12 protein-coding genes are annotated in these 17,645 nt (G+C 71.1%); 7 read left to right on the forward strand and 5 right to left on the reverse strand.

Annotated elements, in window-relative coordinates:
- Positions 1 to 112: 112 nt before the first annotated feature.
- Positions 113 to 682: a GNAT family N-acetyltransferase gene (locus ACIPY8_RS06360; protein WP_400816201.1), complete on the reverse strand. Its 570-nt coding sequence runs from the start codon at positions 680 to 682 to the stop codon at positions 113 to 115.
- A 57-nt stretch (positions 683 to 739) separates the two neighbouring features.
- On the opposite strand from ACIPY8_RS06360, the gene mfd reads away from it, so the two are divergent.
- Positions 740 to 4,303, forward strand: coding sequence for a transcription-repair coupling factor (gene mfd / locus ACIPY8_RS06365; RefSeq protein WP_400816203.1), 3,564 nt, complete (start codon positions 740 to 742; stop codon positions 4,301 to 4,303).
- 19 nt (positions 4,304 to 4,322) lie between these two features.
- Here mfd and ACIPY8_RS06370 read toward each other — a convergent pair whose 3' ends face one another.
- Both ACIPY8_RS06370 and ACIPY8_RS06375 read right to left on the reverse strand, forming a co-directional pair.
- The gene (locus ACIPY8_RS06370; RefSeq protein ID WP_400816205.1) at positions 4,323 to 4,688 is read right to left on the reverse strand and encodes a VOC family protein; all 366 of its coding nucleotides are present in this window, start codon (positions 4,686 to 4,688) and stop codon (positions 4,323 to 4,325) included.
- A gap of 191 nt (positions 4,689 to 4,879) precedes the next feature.
- Positions 4,880 to 5,836 (reverse strand): SDR family oxidoreductase, encoded by a 957-nt coding sequence (locus tag ACIPY8_RS06375; RefSeq protein ID WP_400817657.1) that lies wholly within the window; start codon positions 5,834 to 5,836, stop codon positions 4,880 to 4,882.
- A gap of 98 nt (positions 5,837 to 5,934) precedes the next feature.
- Here ACIPY8_RS06375 and ACIPY8_RS06380 point away from each other — a divergent pair, with 98 nt between their 5' ends.
- From ACIPY8_RS06380 to ACIPY8_RS06395, 4 genes are all read left to right on the forward strand, one after another.
- Positions 5,935 to 6,093, forward strand: coding sequence for a hypothetical protein (locus tag ACIPY8_RS06380; RefSeq protein ID WP_363366391.1), 159 nt, complete (start codon positions 5,935 to 5,937; stop codon positions 6,091 to 6,093).
- A 39-nt stretch (positions 6,094 to 6,132) separates the two neighbouring features.
- Entirely contained in the window at positions 6,133 to 6,750 is a 618-nt protein-coding gene (locus ACIPY8_RS06385; RefSeq protein WP_400816207.1) for a gamma carbonic anhydrase family protein, read from the forward strand.
- Positions 6,747 to 9,713 (forward strand): aminotransferase, encoded by a 2,967-nt coding sequence (locus ACIPY8_RS06390; RefSeq protein ID WP_400816209.1) that lies wholly within the window; start codon positions 6,747 to 6,749, stop codon positions 9,711 to 9,713. Before ACIPY8_RS06385 ends, ACIPY8_RS06390 begins: the two co-directional genes overlap by 4 nt.
- 156 nt (positions 9,714 to 9,869) lie before the next feature.
- On the forward strand, positions 9,870 to 11,297 hold the full coding sequence (locus ACIPY8_RS06395) for an APC family permease (protein WP_400816211.1): 1,428 nt from the start codon (positions 9,870 to 9,872) through the stop codon (positions 11,295 to 11,297).
- Positions 11,298 to 11,370: 73 nt separating this feature from the next.
- Here ACIPY8_RS06395 and gdhA read toward each other — a convergent pair whose 3' ends face one another.
- Together gdhA and ACIPY8_RS06405 are read right to left on the reverse strand one after the other, a co-directional pair.
- Complete coding sequence (gene gdhA / locus ACIPY8_RS06400) at positions 11,371 to 12,741, reverse strand: NADP-specific glutamate dehydrogenase (protein ID WP_400816213.1); 1,371 nt, start codon at positions 12,739 to 12,741, stop codon at positions 11,371 to 11,373.
- A 125-nt stretch (positions 12,742 to 12,866) separates the two neighbouring features.
- On the reverse strand, positions 12,867 to 15,554 hold the full coding sequence (locus ACIPY8_RS06405; protein ID WP_400816214.1) for a phosphoenolpyruvate carboxylase: 2,688 nt from the start codon (positions 15,552 to 15,554) through the stop codon (positions 12,867 to 12,869).
- Positions 15,555 to 15,689: 135 nt separating this feature from the next.
- Here ACIPY8_RS06405 and ACIPY8_RS06410 point away from each other — a divergent pair, with 135 nt between their 5' ends.
- Both ACIPY8_RS06410 and hisS read left to right on the forward strand, forming a co-directional pair.
- Entirely contained in the window at positions 15,690 to 16,289 is a 600-nt protein-coding gene (locus ACIPY8_RS06410; protein WP_400817659.1) for a MazG family protein, read from the forward strand.
- 64 nt (positions 16,290 to 16,353) lie between these two features.
- Entirely contained in the window at positions 16,354 to 17,604 is a 1,251-nt protein-coding gene (gene hisS, locus ACIPY8_RS06415; protein WP_400817661.1) for a histidine--tRNA ligase, read from the forward strand.
- Positions 17,605 to 17,645: the final 41 nt, after the last annotated feature.

Consider the following 17,645-nt stretch of genomic DNA (forward strand, 5'->3'; position numbering starts at 1 on the left):
AGGGGGACGATCGGGAGCTCGCCAGGGGAGGGGATGCCGTCGGGGTAGGACGGATCCGCACGGATTCGCCTACCTCCGCATCATCGCCTACCTCGGGGAGCGTCCGGAGAAGTCAGGCGTCCAGCACGGCCCAGTCCACCGGCGTGCGATCGTCGTCGCGGAGGAGACCCGCGATCCAACTGTCCTCACGGCGGTCGCCGCTTGCGAAGGCCTGGCGGAGGAGTCCTTCATAGCGAAAGCCCAGTGCGCGGGCAGCCCTCGCCGAGGGGACGTTGCCGGCGACTGCACGCCATTCGATCCGGGCCAGTCCGAGCTGCCGGAAGCCCCAGTCGATCACCGCGGTCGCCGCCTCGACGACGTACCCGTGGCCGCGCGAGGCCGGAGTCATCCAGAATCCGATCTCGGCGCTGCCTCCCGTGTCGTGGGGCACGATGCGGTGCAGGCCGATCATGCCGACGAGGGCCCCGTCGAGCCGCACGGTCCACACGGTCTCGCTGCCGTCGGCCCACCATCCGGCCACCAGCCGCACGAACTCCTCGGCGTCCGTCCGCGCATAGGGACTCGGGACGGTGGTCCAGCGCTGGATGTCCGGATCCTGGCACGCCTCGGTGATCGCGTCGACGTCGGACTCGCCGGGAGCGCGCAGCACGAGGCGATCGGTGGTGAGGGCGACCGGTTCCATCCGAGCATCCTATGCACACGCGGTCCCGATGTCGGATGCCGCGGCTAGGCTTGTCCGGTGACTGTTCCGGGGATTCTGCGCGCCTTGGAAGAGGCGTCTCTGTATCGTGACGCCCTCACCTGGGCGCAGACCGACGCCGACCTCGGGCTCGTCGACGGGCTCGATGCGCCCGCGCTCGCCGGGCTCCTCGAGAAGCGGCGCGCCGCCGGTCATCCCGCCGCGCTCCTCACGGTCGTGCCGACCGGGCGCCGCGCCGAGAGCCTCTCGCAGGCGCTCGCCGCCTATCTGCCGGATGCCGAGGTCGCGACCTTCCCCGCGTGGGAGACCCTCCCGCACGAGCGCCTGAGCCCGAGCCCCGACACAGTCGGCCAGCGCCTGCAGACGCTCCGCCGCATCGCCGAGTGGTCGGGAGAGCGGCCTCTGGTCGTCGTCGCCTCGGTGCGGGCGGCGCTGCAGCCGATCGCGGGCAACCTCGGCGACATCGTGCCGCTCGAGCTCTCGGTCGGCACCCGCGGACACGAGCTCGACCGCGTCGCCGAGCACCTCGTCGAGCGGGCGTACTCCCGCGTCGACATGGTGTCGCGCCGCGGCGAGTTCGCAGTGCGCGGCGGCATCCTCGACGTGTTCCCGCCGACGTCCGAGCACCCGTACCGCGTCGAGTTCTTCGGCGACGAGGTCGATCAGATCCGCGCGTTCTCGGTCGCCGACCAGCGCTCGCTGCCGGGTGACGTCGCCCTCGTCGACCTGCCGCCCAGCCGCGAGCTGCTCCTGACGCCCGATGTGCGCGACCGTGCCCGTGCGCTGATCGGCGGTTTCCCCGCGATCTCGCAGATGCTGGAGAAGATGGCGGAGGGCATCCCCGTAGAGGGCATGGAGTCCCTGCTTCCGGCGGTCGCAGGACCCCTCAAGTCCCTCGCCGAGTACCTGCCCGAGGGCAGCGCGACGGCGGTCGTCGACCCCGAGCGCTCCAGCGCCCGCGCGATCACCCTCGGCGAGACGAACCGCGAGTTCCTCGACGCCGCCTGGAGCGCCGCGACGTCGGGCGCCTCCGCCCCGATCGACCTCGGCGCCGGCGACTTCCTGACGATCGCCCGCCTGCGCGAGATCGTCCGCGACCGCGGCGGCGTCTGGTGGCGGCTCAGCCCGTTCGCGATGGGAGGGGAGGACGCCGAGACGATCGACGCCTCCGTGATCCCCTCGTTCCACGGCAACGTCGACGGCGCGATCTCCTTCGTCGACGCCAAGGTCTCCGCGGGGTGGCGCGTGGTCGTGATCGCCGCGGGCTCCGGACTCGTCGACCGTGCCCGCGACGTGCTCTCCGACCGGGGGATCGCCGCCCGCGTCGTCGAGACCGTGGACGGGATGCCGGATGCCGGTGTCGCGACGCTCGTCACGGGCACCGTCGAGTCCGGGTTCCAGGTCGCCGACGCCAAGCTCGCCGTCCTCACCGACAACGAGTTCTACGGCCGCACGATCGGCGGCGACCAGCGCGTCGTCAAGAAGCTCGCCTCGCGGCGCAAGAACGTCGTCGACCCGCTGCAGCTCAAGCAGGGCGACTTCGTCGTGCACAACACCCACGGCATCGGGCGCTTCGTCGAGATGACGAAGCGCGAGGTGTCGACGGGCGGGCGCAACGCGACCAAGTCCACGCGCGACTATCTCGTGCTCGAGTACGCGCCGTCGAAGCGCGGCTATCCGGGCGACAAGCTCTTCGTACCGACCGACCAGCTCGACCTCCTGTCTAAGTACGTCGGCGGCGAGGGGCCCACGCTGTCGAAGATGGGCGGCAGCGACTGGGCGCAGGCCAAGGGCAAGGCCCGCAAGGCCGTGCGCGACATCGCGGTCGAGCTCGTCAAGCTCTACTCGGCGCGCATGGCCGCGAAGGGTCACGCCTTCGGACCGGACACGCCGTGGCAGCGCGAACTGGAGGAGGCGTTCCCCTTCGCCGAGACCCACGACCAGCTGCAGACGATCGACGAGATCAAGGCCGACATGGAGCGGCCCATCCCCATGGACCGTCTGCTGTCGGGCGACGTCGGGTTCGGCAAGACCGAGGTCGCCGTGCGCGCGGCCTTCAAGGCCATCCAGGACGGCAAGCAGGTCGCGATGCTCGTGCCGACGACCCTGCTCGTCAAGCAGCACCTCGAGACCTTCGCCGAGCGCTTCGCCGGGTTCCCCGTCAAGGTGCGCCCGCTCTCCCGCTTCCAGACCGACAAGGAGGCGCGGCTGACGCTCGCCGGGCTCCTCGACGGCACGGTCGACATGGTCATCGGCACGCACCGCATCCTCACCGATCAGGTCATGTTCAAGGACCTGGGCCTCATGATCATCGATGAGGAGCAGCGGTTCGGCGTCGAGCACAAGGACGCCCTGAAGAAGATGAAGACGAACGTCGACATCCTCGCGATGAGCGCGACGCCCATCCCGCGCACGCTCGAGATGGCCGTCACCGGCATCCGCGAGATGTCGACCCTGGCGACCCCGCCGGAGGACCGGCATCCGATCCTCTCCTTCGTGGGGCCCCGCAGCGACAAGCAGATCGCCGCCGCGATCCGCCGCGAGATCCTGCGCGAGGGCCAGGTGTTCTTCGTGCACAACCGCGTGCAGTCGATCCAGCGGGTCGCGGCGCAGCTCGCCGAGCTCGTGCCCGAGGCGCGCATCGCCGTCGCCCACGGGCAGATGGGAGAGCACGCTCTCGAGCAGGTCGTCGACGACTTCTGGGAGCGCAAGTTCGACGTGCTCGTCTCGACGACCATCATCGAGACCGGTCTCGACATCTCCAACGCGAACACGATCATCATCGACCGCGCCGACAAGTACGGCCTCAGCCAGCTGCACCAGCTGCGCGGTCGCGTCGGTCGTGGGCGCGAGCGGGCGTACGCCTACTTCCTGTACGACGAGATGAAGCCGCTCAGCGAAACGGCCGCGGATCGGCTCCAGACCATCGCGGTCAACAACGACCTCGGCTCGGGCATGCAGGTCGCGCTGAAGGACCTCGAGCTGCGCGGCGCGGGCAACCTGCTCGGCGGCGAACAGGCCGGACACATCGCGGGCGTGGGCTTCGACCTCTACCTGCGGATGATCGGCGAGGCCGTCGCGACGTTCCGCGGCGACGAGGTCGAGTCCGGGCAGGAGCTTCGGCTCGAGCTGCCGCTCGACGCGCGCATCCCCGAGCACTACATCGACAGCGAGCGCCTGCGCCTCGAGGCGTATCAGAAGCTCTCCGCCGCGTCGGCGGCGACGGCCAAGGACGACGCGATCGACCTCGTGATCGAGGAGCTCACCGACCGCTACGGCACGCCGCCCGAAGAAGTGGAGGGACTGGTCGCGGTCGCCCGCCTCCGTCGCCGCGCCGCCCGGGCCGGACTCGCCGACGTCGTCGTGATGGGCTCGAACCTGCGCATCGCCCCGGCGCACCTGGAGGACTCGATCAAGGTGCGCCTCCAGCGCCTGTACCCCAAGGCCAAACTCGTCGCGAGCGGCGAGGCGCTGGTCGTACCGATGCCGACGATCCCGGCGGCCGTCGGTGTCGGCCTGGAACCGCTGCCCGACGCCGAACTGCTCGAGTGGGTAGGCCAGCTGTTCACCGCCATCTTCCCGGAGCCCGTCCCCGCCGAGTGAGGTTGCCGGGCCCGGGTGGTCACTCCGCCGGGGGCGTCGCTAAGTACAGGAGATTGCCGTCGGGGTCGCGCACTTGAGCGACGCGCTCGCCCCACGGGAGGTTCTCGGGTTCCGCGACCGAGTCCGCTCCCGCGGCGAGGGCCACCGTGTAGGCGACATCCGCGTCGTCGACGTACAACCAGACCGCGATCGGGTCTCCGGGTGTGACGTCGGAGTCGAGACCGATCCCGAGCGCTCCGCCTCCGACCGCCAGCGCGACATACACGTCCGCACCCTCGTGCGCGTAGCGGTACGTGACCGTCGCAGCGAAGGCCGTCTCGTAGAACCGGCTCAGGCGTGCCAGGTCCGGCGTGCGCAGGATGGGGAACAGACTCGTGACGCCCATGCGGCCAGGGTAGGACTCGGCCACCTGTGCATCAACGGGTGGTCGTGCGCAGCATCCGGTCCTGAGCCGCATCCGGCTCCGAGCACAGCTTCGGAGACGGCGGCCGACACGCCGTCGGCCGAGCGGATGCCGCGGCGTGTCGCCCCCGGCATCCGCAGTCGTGCCCGGGTCGGACAGGAGCAGGGCCGGGCTCAGAGGGAGAAGCCGCCGTCGGAGGTGAGCACCTGGCCGACGACCCACGATCCGGCCGGTGTGCACAGCCAGCCGATCAGGCGGGCGGGGTCGTCCGGCATCCCGACGCGTCCGAAGGGCTGCGCTGTGATCCAGTCCGCCACGCCCGAGAGGTCCCGGTCCGTGGTGTCGGGGTCGAGGTATCCGGTGTTGACGGGACCGGGGTTCACGGTGTTCAGCACGATCCCCACGTCGAGCAGCTCGCGCGCGACGGAGCGGGTGATGCCCGCGAGCGCGGCCTTGCTCGTGGCGTAGGCGATCTCGCCGACCATGGCGCCGTGGCCCTGACCGGAGGTCATCCAGATCACGTGTCCGGTGGGAGCGTCGAACGGGCCGAGGTCGGCGACGCGATCCCCGGGCCGCGCGACGTCGGCGTCGACCCCGCCGAGCTCCCGTCGACGCCGCCGAGCGAGCCCCGCCGTGAGCAGCAGCGACGCCCGCGCGTTGGTCTGCCAGTGCGCGTCGAGGCGATCGGGCGTCATGTCGAAGATCGACCCGTCCCCGCCCGTCAGCGCCTGGTTGCAGACGAGGACGTCGAGGCGACCGGTCAGCGCGCACGCGGCGTCGAGCAGCGGATCGATCGCCGCCGGGTCTCTCAGGTCCGCATGATGGTCGGACAGGACGGCACCGGGGGCCAGGGAGCCGCTGAGGCCGGAGCGCACCGCGTCGAGGTCGTCGCCGCCCCACGGCTGGTCGAGGTCGTGCGGTCGGTAGTGGTGGATCACGACGTTCGCGCCGAGGGAGGCGAGCATCGACGCCGTGGCGTAGCCGATGCCCCGCCGCCGGGAGACGCCGGTGACGAGAGCGGTTCGGCCGGACAGGGGGAGGAGGTCGGTGGTGTGCAGGGGAAAGCCTTTCGATCGGGATGCCGAGGCGCGCGGGAACGCCGCCGAACGGCAGGGGAGGGATCGAGTCAGAGGCCGGCCATGGGCGCCAGCGTAGCAGCGGCGCTAGCGGGAGGCGAACGGCTCGTCAACGGGGTGCGGACCGATTGCGCACGCGGGATGATGGGAGCATGTGGGCACTGCTGATCATCCTCCTCATCGTCTGGGCCGGCCTCGCTGTCTTCGGCTTCGTGGTCAAAGGACTCCTGTGGCTCGCGGTCCTGGGCATCGTCCTGTTCCTCGCGACGATCGTGATCGGGATGGTGCGGCGAGCGGGCGCCAGGAAGTAGCTCTCTCGCCCCGGAGGCCCGCGGCGCTACGCTGACGTCATGTTGTACGAGCACCTCGGGGCTCGACCCCGCGTCCATGACACCGCCGTCATCGCCCCCACCGCCGTCGTCTCGGGAGACGTCGAGATCGGGCCGGGCTGCCAGGTGCTGCACGGAGCCGTGATCACCGCCGAGGGCGGGCCGATCACCCTGGGAGCGCACGTCATCGTGATGGAGAACGCGCTCATCCGCGCCACCGCCGCGAACGCGGTGCACGTCGGAGCGCATACCCTGATCGGCACCTTGGCCAGTATCGCCGGCGCGACGGTCGGGGAGGAGGTCTTCTTCGCCTCGGGCGCGCGGATCTTCAACGGCGCGCTGGTCGGGGACCGCTGCGAGGTGCGCGTCAACGCGATCGTGCATCGTCGCGCCGTGCTCCCCGCGGGCACCGTCGTGCCGATCGGCTGGGTCGCCGTGGGCGACCCCGTGCAGCTGCTGTCTCCCGATCGGTCCGACGAGATCGCGGCCGCACAGCCCGACCTCGACTTCCCCGGCCACGTGTTCGGCGTCGACCGCGACACCCCCGACCTCATGGTGCAGCTCACCGAGCGCTACGGCACCTCGCTCGCCCGTCACGCCGCCGACGTCCGCGTCGACGGACCGGCGGGTCGCGAGTGAGCGCCGGCGCCGGGCTCGTCCGCCCCGCGGTGACGACGGCCGACGCCGTGTCGATCGCCCTCGAGCGCTACGGCATCGAGGTCACCGCGACCGAGCTCGGCAGCAACCAGGACCGCAACTTCGTGCTCGTCGAGGCCGACGGCGCCCGCAGCGTGCTCCGGGTGGACAATCCGGTGACCGGCGACGATGAACGCGATGCCCAGCATCATGCGCTCGACGCCTACCGCGCGGCCGGGGTCGTTGTGCCCGCCGTGATCCCCGGGCTCGACGGCGCTCTCACGCAGCGCTGGGGAGGTTTCGCCGTGCGGCGCAGCGAGTTCGCCGCGGGGGAGCCGCTCGTCGATGCCGGCTATCTGGCACCCGTCGTCCTGGCGGAGTTCGGAGCGCTCGCCGCGGCCTCCGTCACCGCGCTGGCGGGGCTCCGGCATCCGGGGCTCGACCGCGAGCAGATGTGGGACATGCGGGTCGCCGCCGAGCAGGTGCGGCTGCTCTCCCCGTCGATCGCCGACTCGCGGCTCCGCGCACGCGTGCGTGCGGCCGCCGACGAGGCGGAGACGGCGCTCGCCGCGGTGGCCGATCGGCTCCCGGCGCAGCCGATCCACGGCGACCTCACCGACGACAACGTCATGGGGGTCCGTGGGGACGATTCGCGACTGCACCCCCGGGTGGTGATCGACCTCGGCGACCTCGGGTCGGGCTGGCGCGTCGCCGAGCTCGCGGTCTGCGCCTCGTCGATGCTGCACCATGAACCCGATCGCCCGCTGCGGGTCCTCGACACGATCGCAGCGTTCCACGACGCCGTGCCGCTCGACGGGGCGGAGATCGACGCGGTGTGGCCGCTCATCGTGCTGCGGGCCGCGCTGCTGGTGGCGAGCGGGTGGCGGCAACTGGAGATCGACGGCGGCAACGACTACGCGGCCGAACGGGTCGCGGGGGAGCAGGCGATCTTCGACGCGGCCACCGCGGTGCCGCTGATCGAGGCCGTCGAGCACGTGCGCGCCCGGCTCGGCGTCGAGGCGCCCTCGTTCGCGGCACCTGGGCTCCCCGACCTCTCGTCGCTGATTCCCGACCTCGATGCACGCGTCACGGTGCTGGATCCCGGCGTCGAGGCCGCCGGACTGGATGCCGGAAGATGGCTGGCCCCCGACATCGAGGCCGAGCTGATCGCCCAGGCGCATGCCGCCGGCGCCCGAGCCGCGGTCATGCCCTACGGGGTGTACCGGCTCACGCGCACCGCGATCGACACCGCCGATGCGGCCGAGACCTGGCCCGTCGAGACCGAGCTGCACATCGCGCCGGGGCCCTCGATGCGACTCACCGCACCGATCGCCGGAGACCTGACGGTCTCGGGCGGCCGCGTCCTCCTCGCGCGCGGCGACGGATGGATCGTGGAGATCCGCGGCGCCGACGTCGACGCGCTGCGCGGCGGGCCCGTCGACATCGGCGACGCGATCGGACGACTCGCCGCGTCCTTCGACACCCGGGTGGTGGTCGTCGGCGTTCGGCGTGCGGACGCGCCCGTGCCGATGCCGCCCGTCGAGGCGTCGCCGCTGCTCGCGCCCGACCCCGCGTCGGCCAGACTCGTCACGCCCGACGACGTGGCGGCGTGGGCGCGTCTCACGGCCGATCCCGCGCCGCTGCTCGGGATCGACTCGCGCACCCAGCGCGATGAGTCGGCGGACGAGCTGCAGCGCCGCGAGCGCATCTTCGCGGCCGCGCAGGAGCGCTACTACGAGCATCCGCCGCAGATCGAACGGGGCTGGCGGCACCATCTCGTCGACACCACCGGCTGCAGCCGCATCGACATGGTGAACAACGTCGCCGGCCTCGGCCACGCCCATCCGGCGGTCGCCGACGCCGCGAACGCGCAGCTGCGGCTGCTCGGCACGAACTCGCGCTTCCTGTTCCGCGACCTCGCGGAGTACAGCGAACGGCTGCTCGCGCTCATGCCCGACGGGAGCGGGCTCGACACGGTGCTGCTCGTCAACAGCGGGTCCGAGGCGGTCGATCTGGCGATCCGTCTGGCGCAGGCGGCGACGGGCCGCACGACGGTCGTCGCCCTCCGCGAGGCGTATCACGGCTGGACCCAGGCGAGCGACGCCGTCACGACGAGCGCGTACGACAACCCCGACGCGGTCGGCACGCGACCGGACTGGGTGCACGTCGCCGACGTGCCGAACCGGTTCCGCGGCACGTATCGCGGCGAGGGGACGGCGGGCGCCTACCTCGCCGACCTCGACACCGACCTCGATCGTCTGGCCGTCGACGGCAGGGACCCGGCGGCCTTCCTGTGCGAATCCGTGCTCGGCAACGCGGGCGGTGTGCTGCTGCCCGAGGGCTACCTCTCCGGAGCCTACGAACGCGTCCGCGCGCGGGGCGGGCTGTGCATCGCCGACGAGGTGCAGGTCGGGTTCGGGCGTGTGGGATCGACGTTCTGGGGCTTCGAGCAGTCCGGGGTCGTGCCCGACATCGTCACGATCGCCAAGCCCATGGGGAACGGCTTCCCGATCGGCGGCGTCATCACCACGAAGCGCATCGCCGACGCGCTGAGCGCGCAGGGACAGTTCTTCTCCTCGGCCGGCGGCAGCACGCTCAGCTGCCGCGTCGGGATCGCCGTGCTCGACGCCATGGTCGCGGACGACCTGCAGCGCAACGCCCGCGAGGTCGGTGCGCACCTGGCCGAGGGATTCCGGGCGCTCGCGCGACGGCATCCGCTCATCGGCCCCGTGCACGGCGTCGGGCTGTATCTCGGCGTCGAGCTCGTGCGCGACCGCGAGACGCTGGAGCCCGCGGCGGCCGAGGCGGCCGCGATCTGCGAGCGGATGCGGGAACTCGGCGTGATCGTGCTGACGACCTCCGAGCGCTCGAACGTGCTCAAGGTGAAGCCGCCGCTGTGCCTCACGACGTCGAGTGCCGACCACGTGCTCGCGATGCTCGACCGGGTGCTGTCCGAGGGATGGTGACGGCTCGCCCCTTCGAATCGCGCGGGGCGACGTCATGTTGAATGCGCAATTCGAATCGGATTCGCTCTTCCGCTGACGAATAGCCGGGGTACATACTGATCCTCAGCGTCGGACGACCCGAAGTCCGGCCCCTGCGATGTCCCCGAAGGAGTCCACATGGCAGAGAAGACGAAGCCGCTCGCGCACGGCGGGGGATCGCTCCGACGCAACCTCGGCCTCTGGGCGATCGTCGGCCTCGGGCTCGGCTACATGACGCCGACCGTGGTGTTCGACACCTTCGGCATGGTCGCGCGCGACACGAACAACGTCGTTCCCGCCGCGTACCTCGTCGCACTGGTCGTGATGGTATTCACGGCCATCAGCTACGGCAAGATCGCGAGCGCGATCCCGAGCGCCGGCTCCGCCTACACCTACGTGCGCGAGTCCATCCACCCGAACCTCGGCTTCATGGTGGGCTGGACCTCGCTGATCGACTACGTGCTGCTCCCGATGGTGAACTGCCTCATCATCAAGAGCTACCTCGAGGCCATGTTCCCCGACGTCCCGGCCTGGATCTGGGTCGTGCTGTACTGCATCCTCGTCACCAGCATCATCTACATGACGATGCGCGGCACCTCGAACCTCAACATGATCCTGCTCGTCTTCTCGATCATCGTCATGGTCGTGTTCGTGGTGCTCGTGGTCGCGCAGCTGATGCGCGGGGACGGCGCGGCGACCATCCTGTCGGTCGGGGCCTTCCTGCACGACGACGTCACGATGGGCGCGGTCCTGACCGGCGCCACCATCGTGTGCTTCTCGTTCATCGGCTTCGACGCCGTCACGATGTACGCCGAGGAGGCGAAGGATCCGAAGATCATGCCGAAGGCGATCCTGCTCACGGTGATCCTCGGTGGAGGCATCTTCCTCGTCGCCTCGTACGTGTCGCAGCTGCGGTTCCCGGACTGGAACGAGTTCGCCCCGGGCGGCGACATGCAGTTCGTCGAGGACTCGACCCTGCCGATCATCGGCGACCTCGTCGGCGGCAACGTCTTCATGGCGGTGCTCACGGCGGCGGGCTTCTGCGCCACCCTCGCGTCCGGCCTCGCCTCGCACGCCTCGGTGTCGCGCATGCTGCTCGTGATGGGCCGCAACAACGTGCTGCCGCAGCGCGCCTTCGGCTACATCAACCGCCGCACCCACACGCCGACGTTCAACATCGTGCTGGTGGGGGCGATCTCGCTGCTCGCGATCCCGTTCACGCTCGAGCTCATCGCCGCGTGGATCAACTACGGCGCGCTCATCGCGTTCACGTTCGTCAACATCTCGGTGATCGCCTGGTTCGCGATCCGCAAGGGCATGCGCCATACGCCGCGCGAGATCTTCTCGTACATCGTGATGCCCGCGATCGGCACGCTGCTGACCGGTCTCCTCTGGGTCAACCTGCATCCGGACGCCCTGATCGGCGGCATCACCTGGACGATCCTCGGACTGATCTACCTCGCGGTGATCACGAAGGGCTTCCGCAAGAAGGTCGTCGCGTTCGACGAGAACCAGGCCGTCACGGGCTACAACAAGGTCGTGAAGGTCCCGGTCGACGAGAGCTGAGGGCCCGGATACGGAAGAGCCGCCTCACCCGCGAGGGGAGGCGGCTCTTCGGTTCTCCGCCGACGGGTCGGGGTCAGATGACGCCCTGCGCGAGCATCGCGGCGGCCACGCGCTCGAAGCCCGCGATGTTCGCGCCGGCCACGTAGTCGCCCGCGACGTCGTAGCGCTCCGCCGCGTCGAAGGCGGCGCTGTGGATGTCGGCCATGATCTCGCGGAGCTTGTTCTCGCTGGCGTCGAACGTCCACCGCTGGCGCGAGGCGTTCTGGCTCATCTCGAGCGCCGAGGTCGCGACGCCGCCCGCGTTGGCGGCCTTCCCCGGGGCGAACAGCACCCCGGCGGCCTGGAACGCGTCGACGGCCGCGGGGACGCACGGCATGTTGGCGCCCTCGGAGACCGCGCGGACGCCGTTGGCGATCAGCGCCTCCGCGTCGGCGAGGCTGACCTCGTTCTGCGTGGCCGAGGGCACGGCGATGTCCACGGGGACCTCCCACACGCTGCCGCCCTCGACGAAGCGGGCACCGGGCCGACGGTTCGCGTACTCGACGATGCGGCCGCGCTCGACCTCCTTGATCTGACGCAGCAGGTCGACGTCGATCCCGGCGTCGTCGACGACGTAGCCCGAGGAGTCGGATGCGGTGACCGCGGTCGCGCCGAGCTGGGTGGCCTTCTGGATCGCGTAGATCGCGACGTTGCCCGAGCCGGAGACGCCGACGCGCTTGCCGTCGAGGGAGTCGCCGTGCACGGCGAGCATCTCCTGCGCGAAGAAGACGGCGCCGTAGCCGGTGGCCTCCGTGCGCACCTCCGCGCCGCCCCATCCGGTGCCCTTGCCCGTGAACATGCCGGACTCGTGGCGGTTGGTGATCTTGCGGTACTGCCCGAACAGGTAGCCGATCTCGCGTCCGCCGACGCCGATGTCGCCCGCGGGGACGTCGGTGTGCTCGCCGAGGTGGCGGTACAGCTCGCTCATGAACGACTGGCAGAAGCGCATGACCTCGGCATCGGACCTGCCGTGCGGGTCGAAGTCCGAGCCGCCCTTGCCGCCGCCGATGCCCTGGCCGGTCAGCGCGTTCTTGAAGATCTGCTCGAAGCCGAGGAACTTGATGATCGAGAGGTTCACCGAGGGGTGGAACCGCAGGCCGCCCTTGTACGGGCCGAGCACCGAGGAGAACTGGATGCGGTAGCCGCGGTTGACCTGCAGCCGGCCCGCGTCGTCGACCCACGGCACCCGGAAGAGGATCTGCCGTTCCGGCTCCACGATGCGGTCGAGGATGCCGCCGTCGACGTACTCCGGGTGCTGCTCGAGCACGGGGGCGATCGAGTGCAGCACCTCGTGCACGGCCTGCTGGAACTCGGGTTCGTGCGCGCTGCGGGTGAGCACGGTGTCGAACACGGGCTGCACGGAGTCGGCGAGGGGGTGGAAGTCGGCGGAGGTCGAAGAGGTCACGCGAGAGAGCTTTCTGACGGGGGATGAGGACGTGCGATCGTGTCGCGTGAGTGGTCGCCGGATCGGGCGGGTCTCACTCTAGCGGGATGCCGGTATGCAGCATCCCGCGTGCACGCGACGACCCATCATCCGGTGTTCTGCAGGCCGGCGGCGACGCCGCTGACCGAGAGGAGCAGCAGGCGGCGCTGTTCGTCCTCGGACCCCGATCCCGTCGCCTCGGCCGGATCGCGGAGAGCGCGGAGAGCGCGGAGCTGCAGGAGCGACAGCGCGTCGACGTAGGGCGTGCGCAGCTGCACGGCGCGCTGCAGGATCGGCTTGTTCTCGAGCAGGCCGGCGCCGCCGGTGAGGCGGATGACCCACTCGCGCGTGACGGCGAGCTCGTCGAGGACGAGGGCGGCCAGATCGTCGCGGTCGCCCAGCGCGAGGTACTCGCGGGCGATGCGCTCGTCGGTCTTCGCGAGGCTCATGGCGACGTTGTCGATCATGGTGCGAAGCAAGGGCCACTCGCGGTAGGCCTCGATCAGACGCTGCTCGTCGCCGACGGCGGCCAGTGCCGTGCCGAGACCGAACCAGCCGGCGAGGTTGATGCGCGCCTGGGTCCACGCGAACACCCACGGGATCGCCCGCAGGTCCTCGAGGGATTCCACGGACAGGCCGCGGCGCGCCGGGCGCGAGCCCAGCGCGAGCAGGCCGATCTCCTCCATGGGCGTCACCGTGGCGAACCAGGGGGCGAAGCCCTCGGCCTTCACGAGTGCGAAGAAGCGCTCGCGCGAGGACGCGTCCATGATCGCGGCGATGTCGGCGAAGCGGTGCGCGGCGTCGCTCGTGCGCTGCTCGACGGACGGGGAGGAGGCCAGCAGCGTCGCCGCGGCGACCTGGTCGATGTGACGCATCGCGATGGCCGGCTCGCCGTACCGGGCGAAGATGACCTCGCCCTGCTCGGTGAGCTTGAAGCGGCCGTCGACCGAGTGCGGCGGCTGCGCGAGGATCGCGGAGTTCGCGGGTCCGCCGCCGCGCCCGAGGGCGCCGCCACGGCCGTGGAAGAGCGTGAGCTCGATGTCGGACTCCTGCGCCCACTGGGCGATCTTCTCCTGCGCCTCGTACAGGGCGAGGTTCGCGGCGACGGGGCCGACGTCCTTCGACGAGTCGGAGTAGCCGAGCATGACCTCGAGGCGGTTGCCCGTCGCGGCCATGCGGGCGCGGAACTCCGGGAACCGCACGGCCTCGGCGAGGATCGCGGGAGCGGCCTGCAGGTCGGCGAAGGTCTCGAACAGCGGCACCACGTCGAGCACGGGAGCGTCGTCCCCGAGCGCGTGGCGCGCGAGCTCGTAGACGTTCGCGAGGTCGGCGGCCGACTGCGTGAACGACACCACGTAGCGCCCGGCCGCCCGAAGACCGCGGTCGCGCTGGATCTCGGCGATCGCGCGGAAGACCTCGAGCACCTCCTCGGTCTGGGCGCTGATCGGCTCGCCGCTCGTGAGCTCGGCGAGGGCGTTGCGGTGCACCTGCGAGTGCTGACGCACCTCGAGTTCGGTGAGGTGGAAGCCGTACGTCTCGACCTGCCAGATGAGGTGCTGCACTCCACCGAACGCGTGACGCTTCGCGCCGGCGGCCACCAGGGAGGACTGCACCGCGCGGAGGTCGGCGAGCAGTTCCTCGGGCGCCGCGTAGCGCTCGTCGTCGCCCCGACGGGTGGCGGCGACCCGGTGCGCGAGGGCGATCACGACGCGACGGTGCGGCTCGCCGGGCGACCGGGCGCCGAGCTCCTCCGCGACGCGTGGCTCCGCGGCGGCGAAGCGCTCCCAGAGGGCCTGGACCTCGGCGCTGGGCGGCGTGTCCTCGGCATCCAGCGTGAGCGTGCGGCCGATGCGCTCGAGCGCGCGCTCCAGACCGCGCAGCACGTGGTCTGAGGCGATCTGCGAGGCCTCGCGCGTGACGGAGGCCGTGACGAAGGGGTTGCCGTCGCGGTCGCCGCCGACCCAGGAGCCGATGCGGACGAATGCGGGGACGACCGGGGCGCTCGCGCCGGACTCCTCGCCGCGCAGCGCGTCGTCGATGCGACGGTAGACGTGCGGGACGGTCGTGAAGAGCGTCTCGTCGAACACGCTCATGACCGTGCGGACCTCATCGGTCGGAGACGGCTTCTGCGCGCGCAGCGGCGCGGTGCGCCACAGCGTGTCGATCTCCTCGAGCATCCGGCGGCGGGCGCGGTGCTGCTCGGCGCCGCCCTCGCTCGCGGAGTCGTGCTGCGTCAGCAGCTCGGACAGACGACGGATGCTCGACGACACCGCGCGGCGGCGCGCCTCGGTCGGGTGCGCCGTGAACACGGGGTGGAAGCGCAGTCCCTCGAGGCGGCGTCGTGCCTCGTCGTCGCCGACCTCGGTCTTGAGCCGGGCGTACGCCGACGCCACGGTGTCGGCGGCGTCCTCACGGCCCGGCTGACCCGCCCGCTCGCGGAGCACCCGCACGCGCTGATGCTCCTCCGCGAGGTTGACGAGATGGAAGTAGCACGTGAACGCGCGGGCGACCTCGTCCGCACGCTCGATGCTGAACGACTCGGCGATCGACGCGGCGCGGTCGAACGCGTCGGACGTCTCCTCGTCGTAGGCCTGGATGGTGGCGAGGCGCAGGCGCTCGACGTCGGCGAACAGCTCGTCGCCGCCCGCTTCGCGCAGCACCTGGCCGAGGAGCGCGCCGAGCATTCTCACGTCGGAGCGCATCGCGTCCGGAATGCCGCGGCCCGCCTCGAAGCGTCCGATGATGCGGATGGCCGAGGTGTCGGTGGGCTCGGGGAAACTCTGTGCGGGGGTCACCGTTCGAGAGTATCCCGCTCGGAAGGGGCGCCCTGCACGCATGACGGCGCGAGACATGAGAGAGTCGATCCGAACCCAGGAGGAGCTGTGACAGAGGACTCCCGCACAGACCCGCTCCGTGCAGCGGCCGACACCATGCGCGCCGTGCGCGAGCGGTGCGTGTGGTCGCAGCGCATCACCCACCGGGACCTCGTGCCCTACCTCATCGAGGAGTCGCACGAGGTGATCGACGCCGTCGAGGCCGGTACGCGCGCCGACCTCCGCGAGGAGCTGGGCGATCTGCTGTGGCAGGTGCTGTTCCACGCGGCCATCGCGGCACAGGACCCCGACGACCCCTTCGACATCGACGATGTGGCCCAGACGCTCACCGAGAAGATGGTGCGCCGTCATCCGCACGTGTTCTCCGGGGAGGTCGCGACCACACCGGAAGAGGTCCTCGTGCACTGGAACGCCGCGAAGGCGGCCGAGAAGCGCACGAGGGACAGCGTGCTCGACGGGATCCCCCGGGGGATGCCGGCGCTCGCCCTCGCGCAGAAGATGTCCGGACGCGCTGCGGGCGCCGGGGTCGTCGTCGCTCCGGCGGAGGACGCACCGGCCTCCGAGGCCGAGCTCGGCGACGCCCTGCTCGGACTCGTCCAGGTGGCCCGGGAGCACGGCTGGGATGCCGAGCGCGCGTTGCGGGAGCGTCTGCGCGCGCTCGAGGCCGGGGTGCGCGCCGCCGAGGCCGCGGGCTGAGCCACGGCACCCGCCTCGGACCTGGAAGGATGGGGGCGTGGCTACTGTGAACCCGCCGCGCGGCATGCGCGACATCCTCCCCGCCGACAAGGCCCGCCGTGAGCGCGTGCTCTCCGTCATCCGAGAGCGCTATCGCGCGCACGGCTTCGACGAGATCGAGACGCCGGCGCTCGAGGAGTACTCGCGTCTGCATGCCGGGATCGGCGGCGACAACGAGAAGCTCGCCTACAACGTGCTGCGCCGAGGGCTCGACGCCGAGGCGATCCGCGCCGCCGCCGACGACCAGGCCGCGCTCGCCGACCTCGGCCTGCGGTACGACCTGACCGTGCCCCTGGCGCGCTTCTACGCGAGCAACCGGGGCCAGCTGCCCGGTGTCTTCCGTGCGATCCAGATCGGTCCGGTCTGGCGCGCCGAGCGTCCGCAGAAGGGCCGGTACCGGCAGTTCGTGCAGTGCGACATCGACATCATCGGCGACGACTCCGCCCGTGCGGAGGCCGAGCTCATGGTCGCCTCGCTCGATGCCGTCGACGCGCTGGGGCTCGAGGGTGCGACCGTGCGGATCAACGACCGGCGCGCGCTGGAGTGGATGCTCGACAGCTTCGGGTTCACGGCGGGCGAGCGTCCTGGCGTGCTCATCACGATCGACAAGCTCGACAAGATCGGCCCGGACGGGGTCGCGACGGAGCTCCGTGAGCGCGGCGCCGCGGCATCCGCCGTCGACGCGTTCGAGGACTTCCTCCGGCGCCCGCAGACCATGGAGTACAACGCGTACGGCGAGCGGCAGATCCGCAAGGCGCTCCCCGACGGGGCACCGGACGAGATCGTGGGCCACCTCGTCGGCGTGGGCGAGGCGGTCGCGGCGGGTCGCGGCGCGGCCGACATCCCGCTCGTGTTCGACCCGTTCCTCGTGCGGGGCATGGGCTATTACACGGGCACGATCTTCGAGCTCGCGCACCCCTCGGTCGGCTACTCGCTCGGCGGCGGGGGACGCTACGACGGCATGATCGGCCGCTTCCTCGGACAGGAGGTCGCCGCGGTGGGCTTCTCGCTCGGTTTCGAGCGCCTGGTGGACCTCGTGACGACCGGGGCGGACGCGGCGGAGCGCGGCGTCGTGCTCGTGCACGACGCCGACGTCCCGGTCGCAGAGCTCGTGACGCACAAGGCCGCCCTGGTCGCCGAGGGCGCGCGCGTGCGACTGGAACGCCGGACCAAGAACCTCAAGGCACTGCTCGAGCGCTCGGCCGCAGACGGGTACACCGAGTTCGCGACGGTGTCGACGGGCACGGCGAGGCTGGAGCTCAAGCCGCTGTCCTGAGCGGGACCCGTCTCAGCTCCGGTCGCACTTCGTGCCGTCGG

The organism is Microbacterium sp. NPDC089696, assembly GCF_044749125.1.
Lineage (GTDB): Bacteria > Actinomycetota > Actinomycetes > Actinomycetales > Microbacteriaceae > Microbacterium.

Excerpts from the sequence above, each read along its gene's own strand:
- ACIPY8_RS06360 (WP_400816201.1), bottom strand. The coding sequence starts at position 682 with ATGGAACCGGTCGCCCTCACCACCGATCGCCTCGTGCTGCGCGCTCCC.
- ACIPY8_RS06370 (WP_400816205.1), bottom strand. The coding sequence starts at position 4,688 with ATGGGCGTCACGAGTCTGTTCCCCATCCTGCGCACGCCGGACCTGGCA.
- ACIPY8_RS06380 (WP_363366391.1), top strand. The coding sequence starts at position 5,935 with ATGTGGGCACTGCTGATCATCCTCCTCATCGTCTGGGCCGGCCTCGCT.
- ACIPY8_RS06385 (WP_400816207.1), top strand. The coding sequence starts at position 6,133 with ATGTTGTACGAGCACCTCGGGGCTCGACCCCGCGTCCATGACACCGCC.
- ACIPY8_RS06395 (WP_400816211.1), top strand. The coding sequence starts at position 9,870 with ATGGCAGAGAAGACGAAGCCGCTCGCGCACGGCGGGGGATCGCTCCGA.
- ACIPY8_RS06410 (WP_400817659.1), top strand. The coding sequence starts at position 15,690 with ATGCGCGCCGTGCGCGAGCGGTGCGTGTGGTCGCAGCGCATCACCCAC.
- hisS (WP_400817661.1), top strand. The coding sequence starts at position 16,354 with ATGCGCGACATCCTCCCCGCCGACAAGGCCCGCCGTGAGCGCGTGCTC.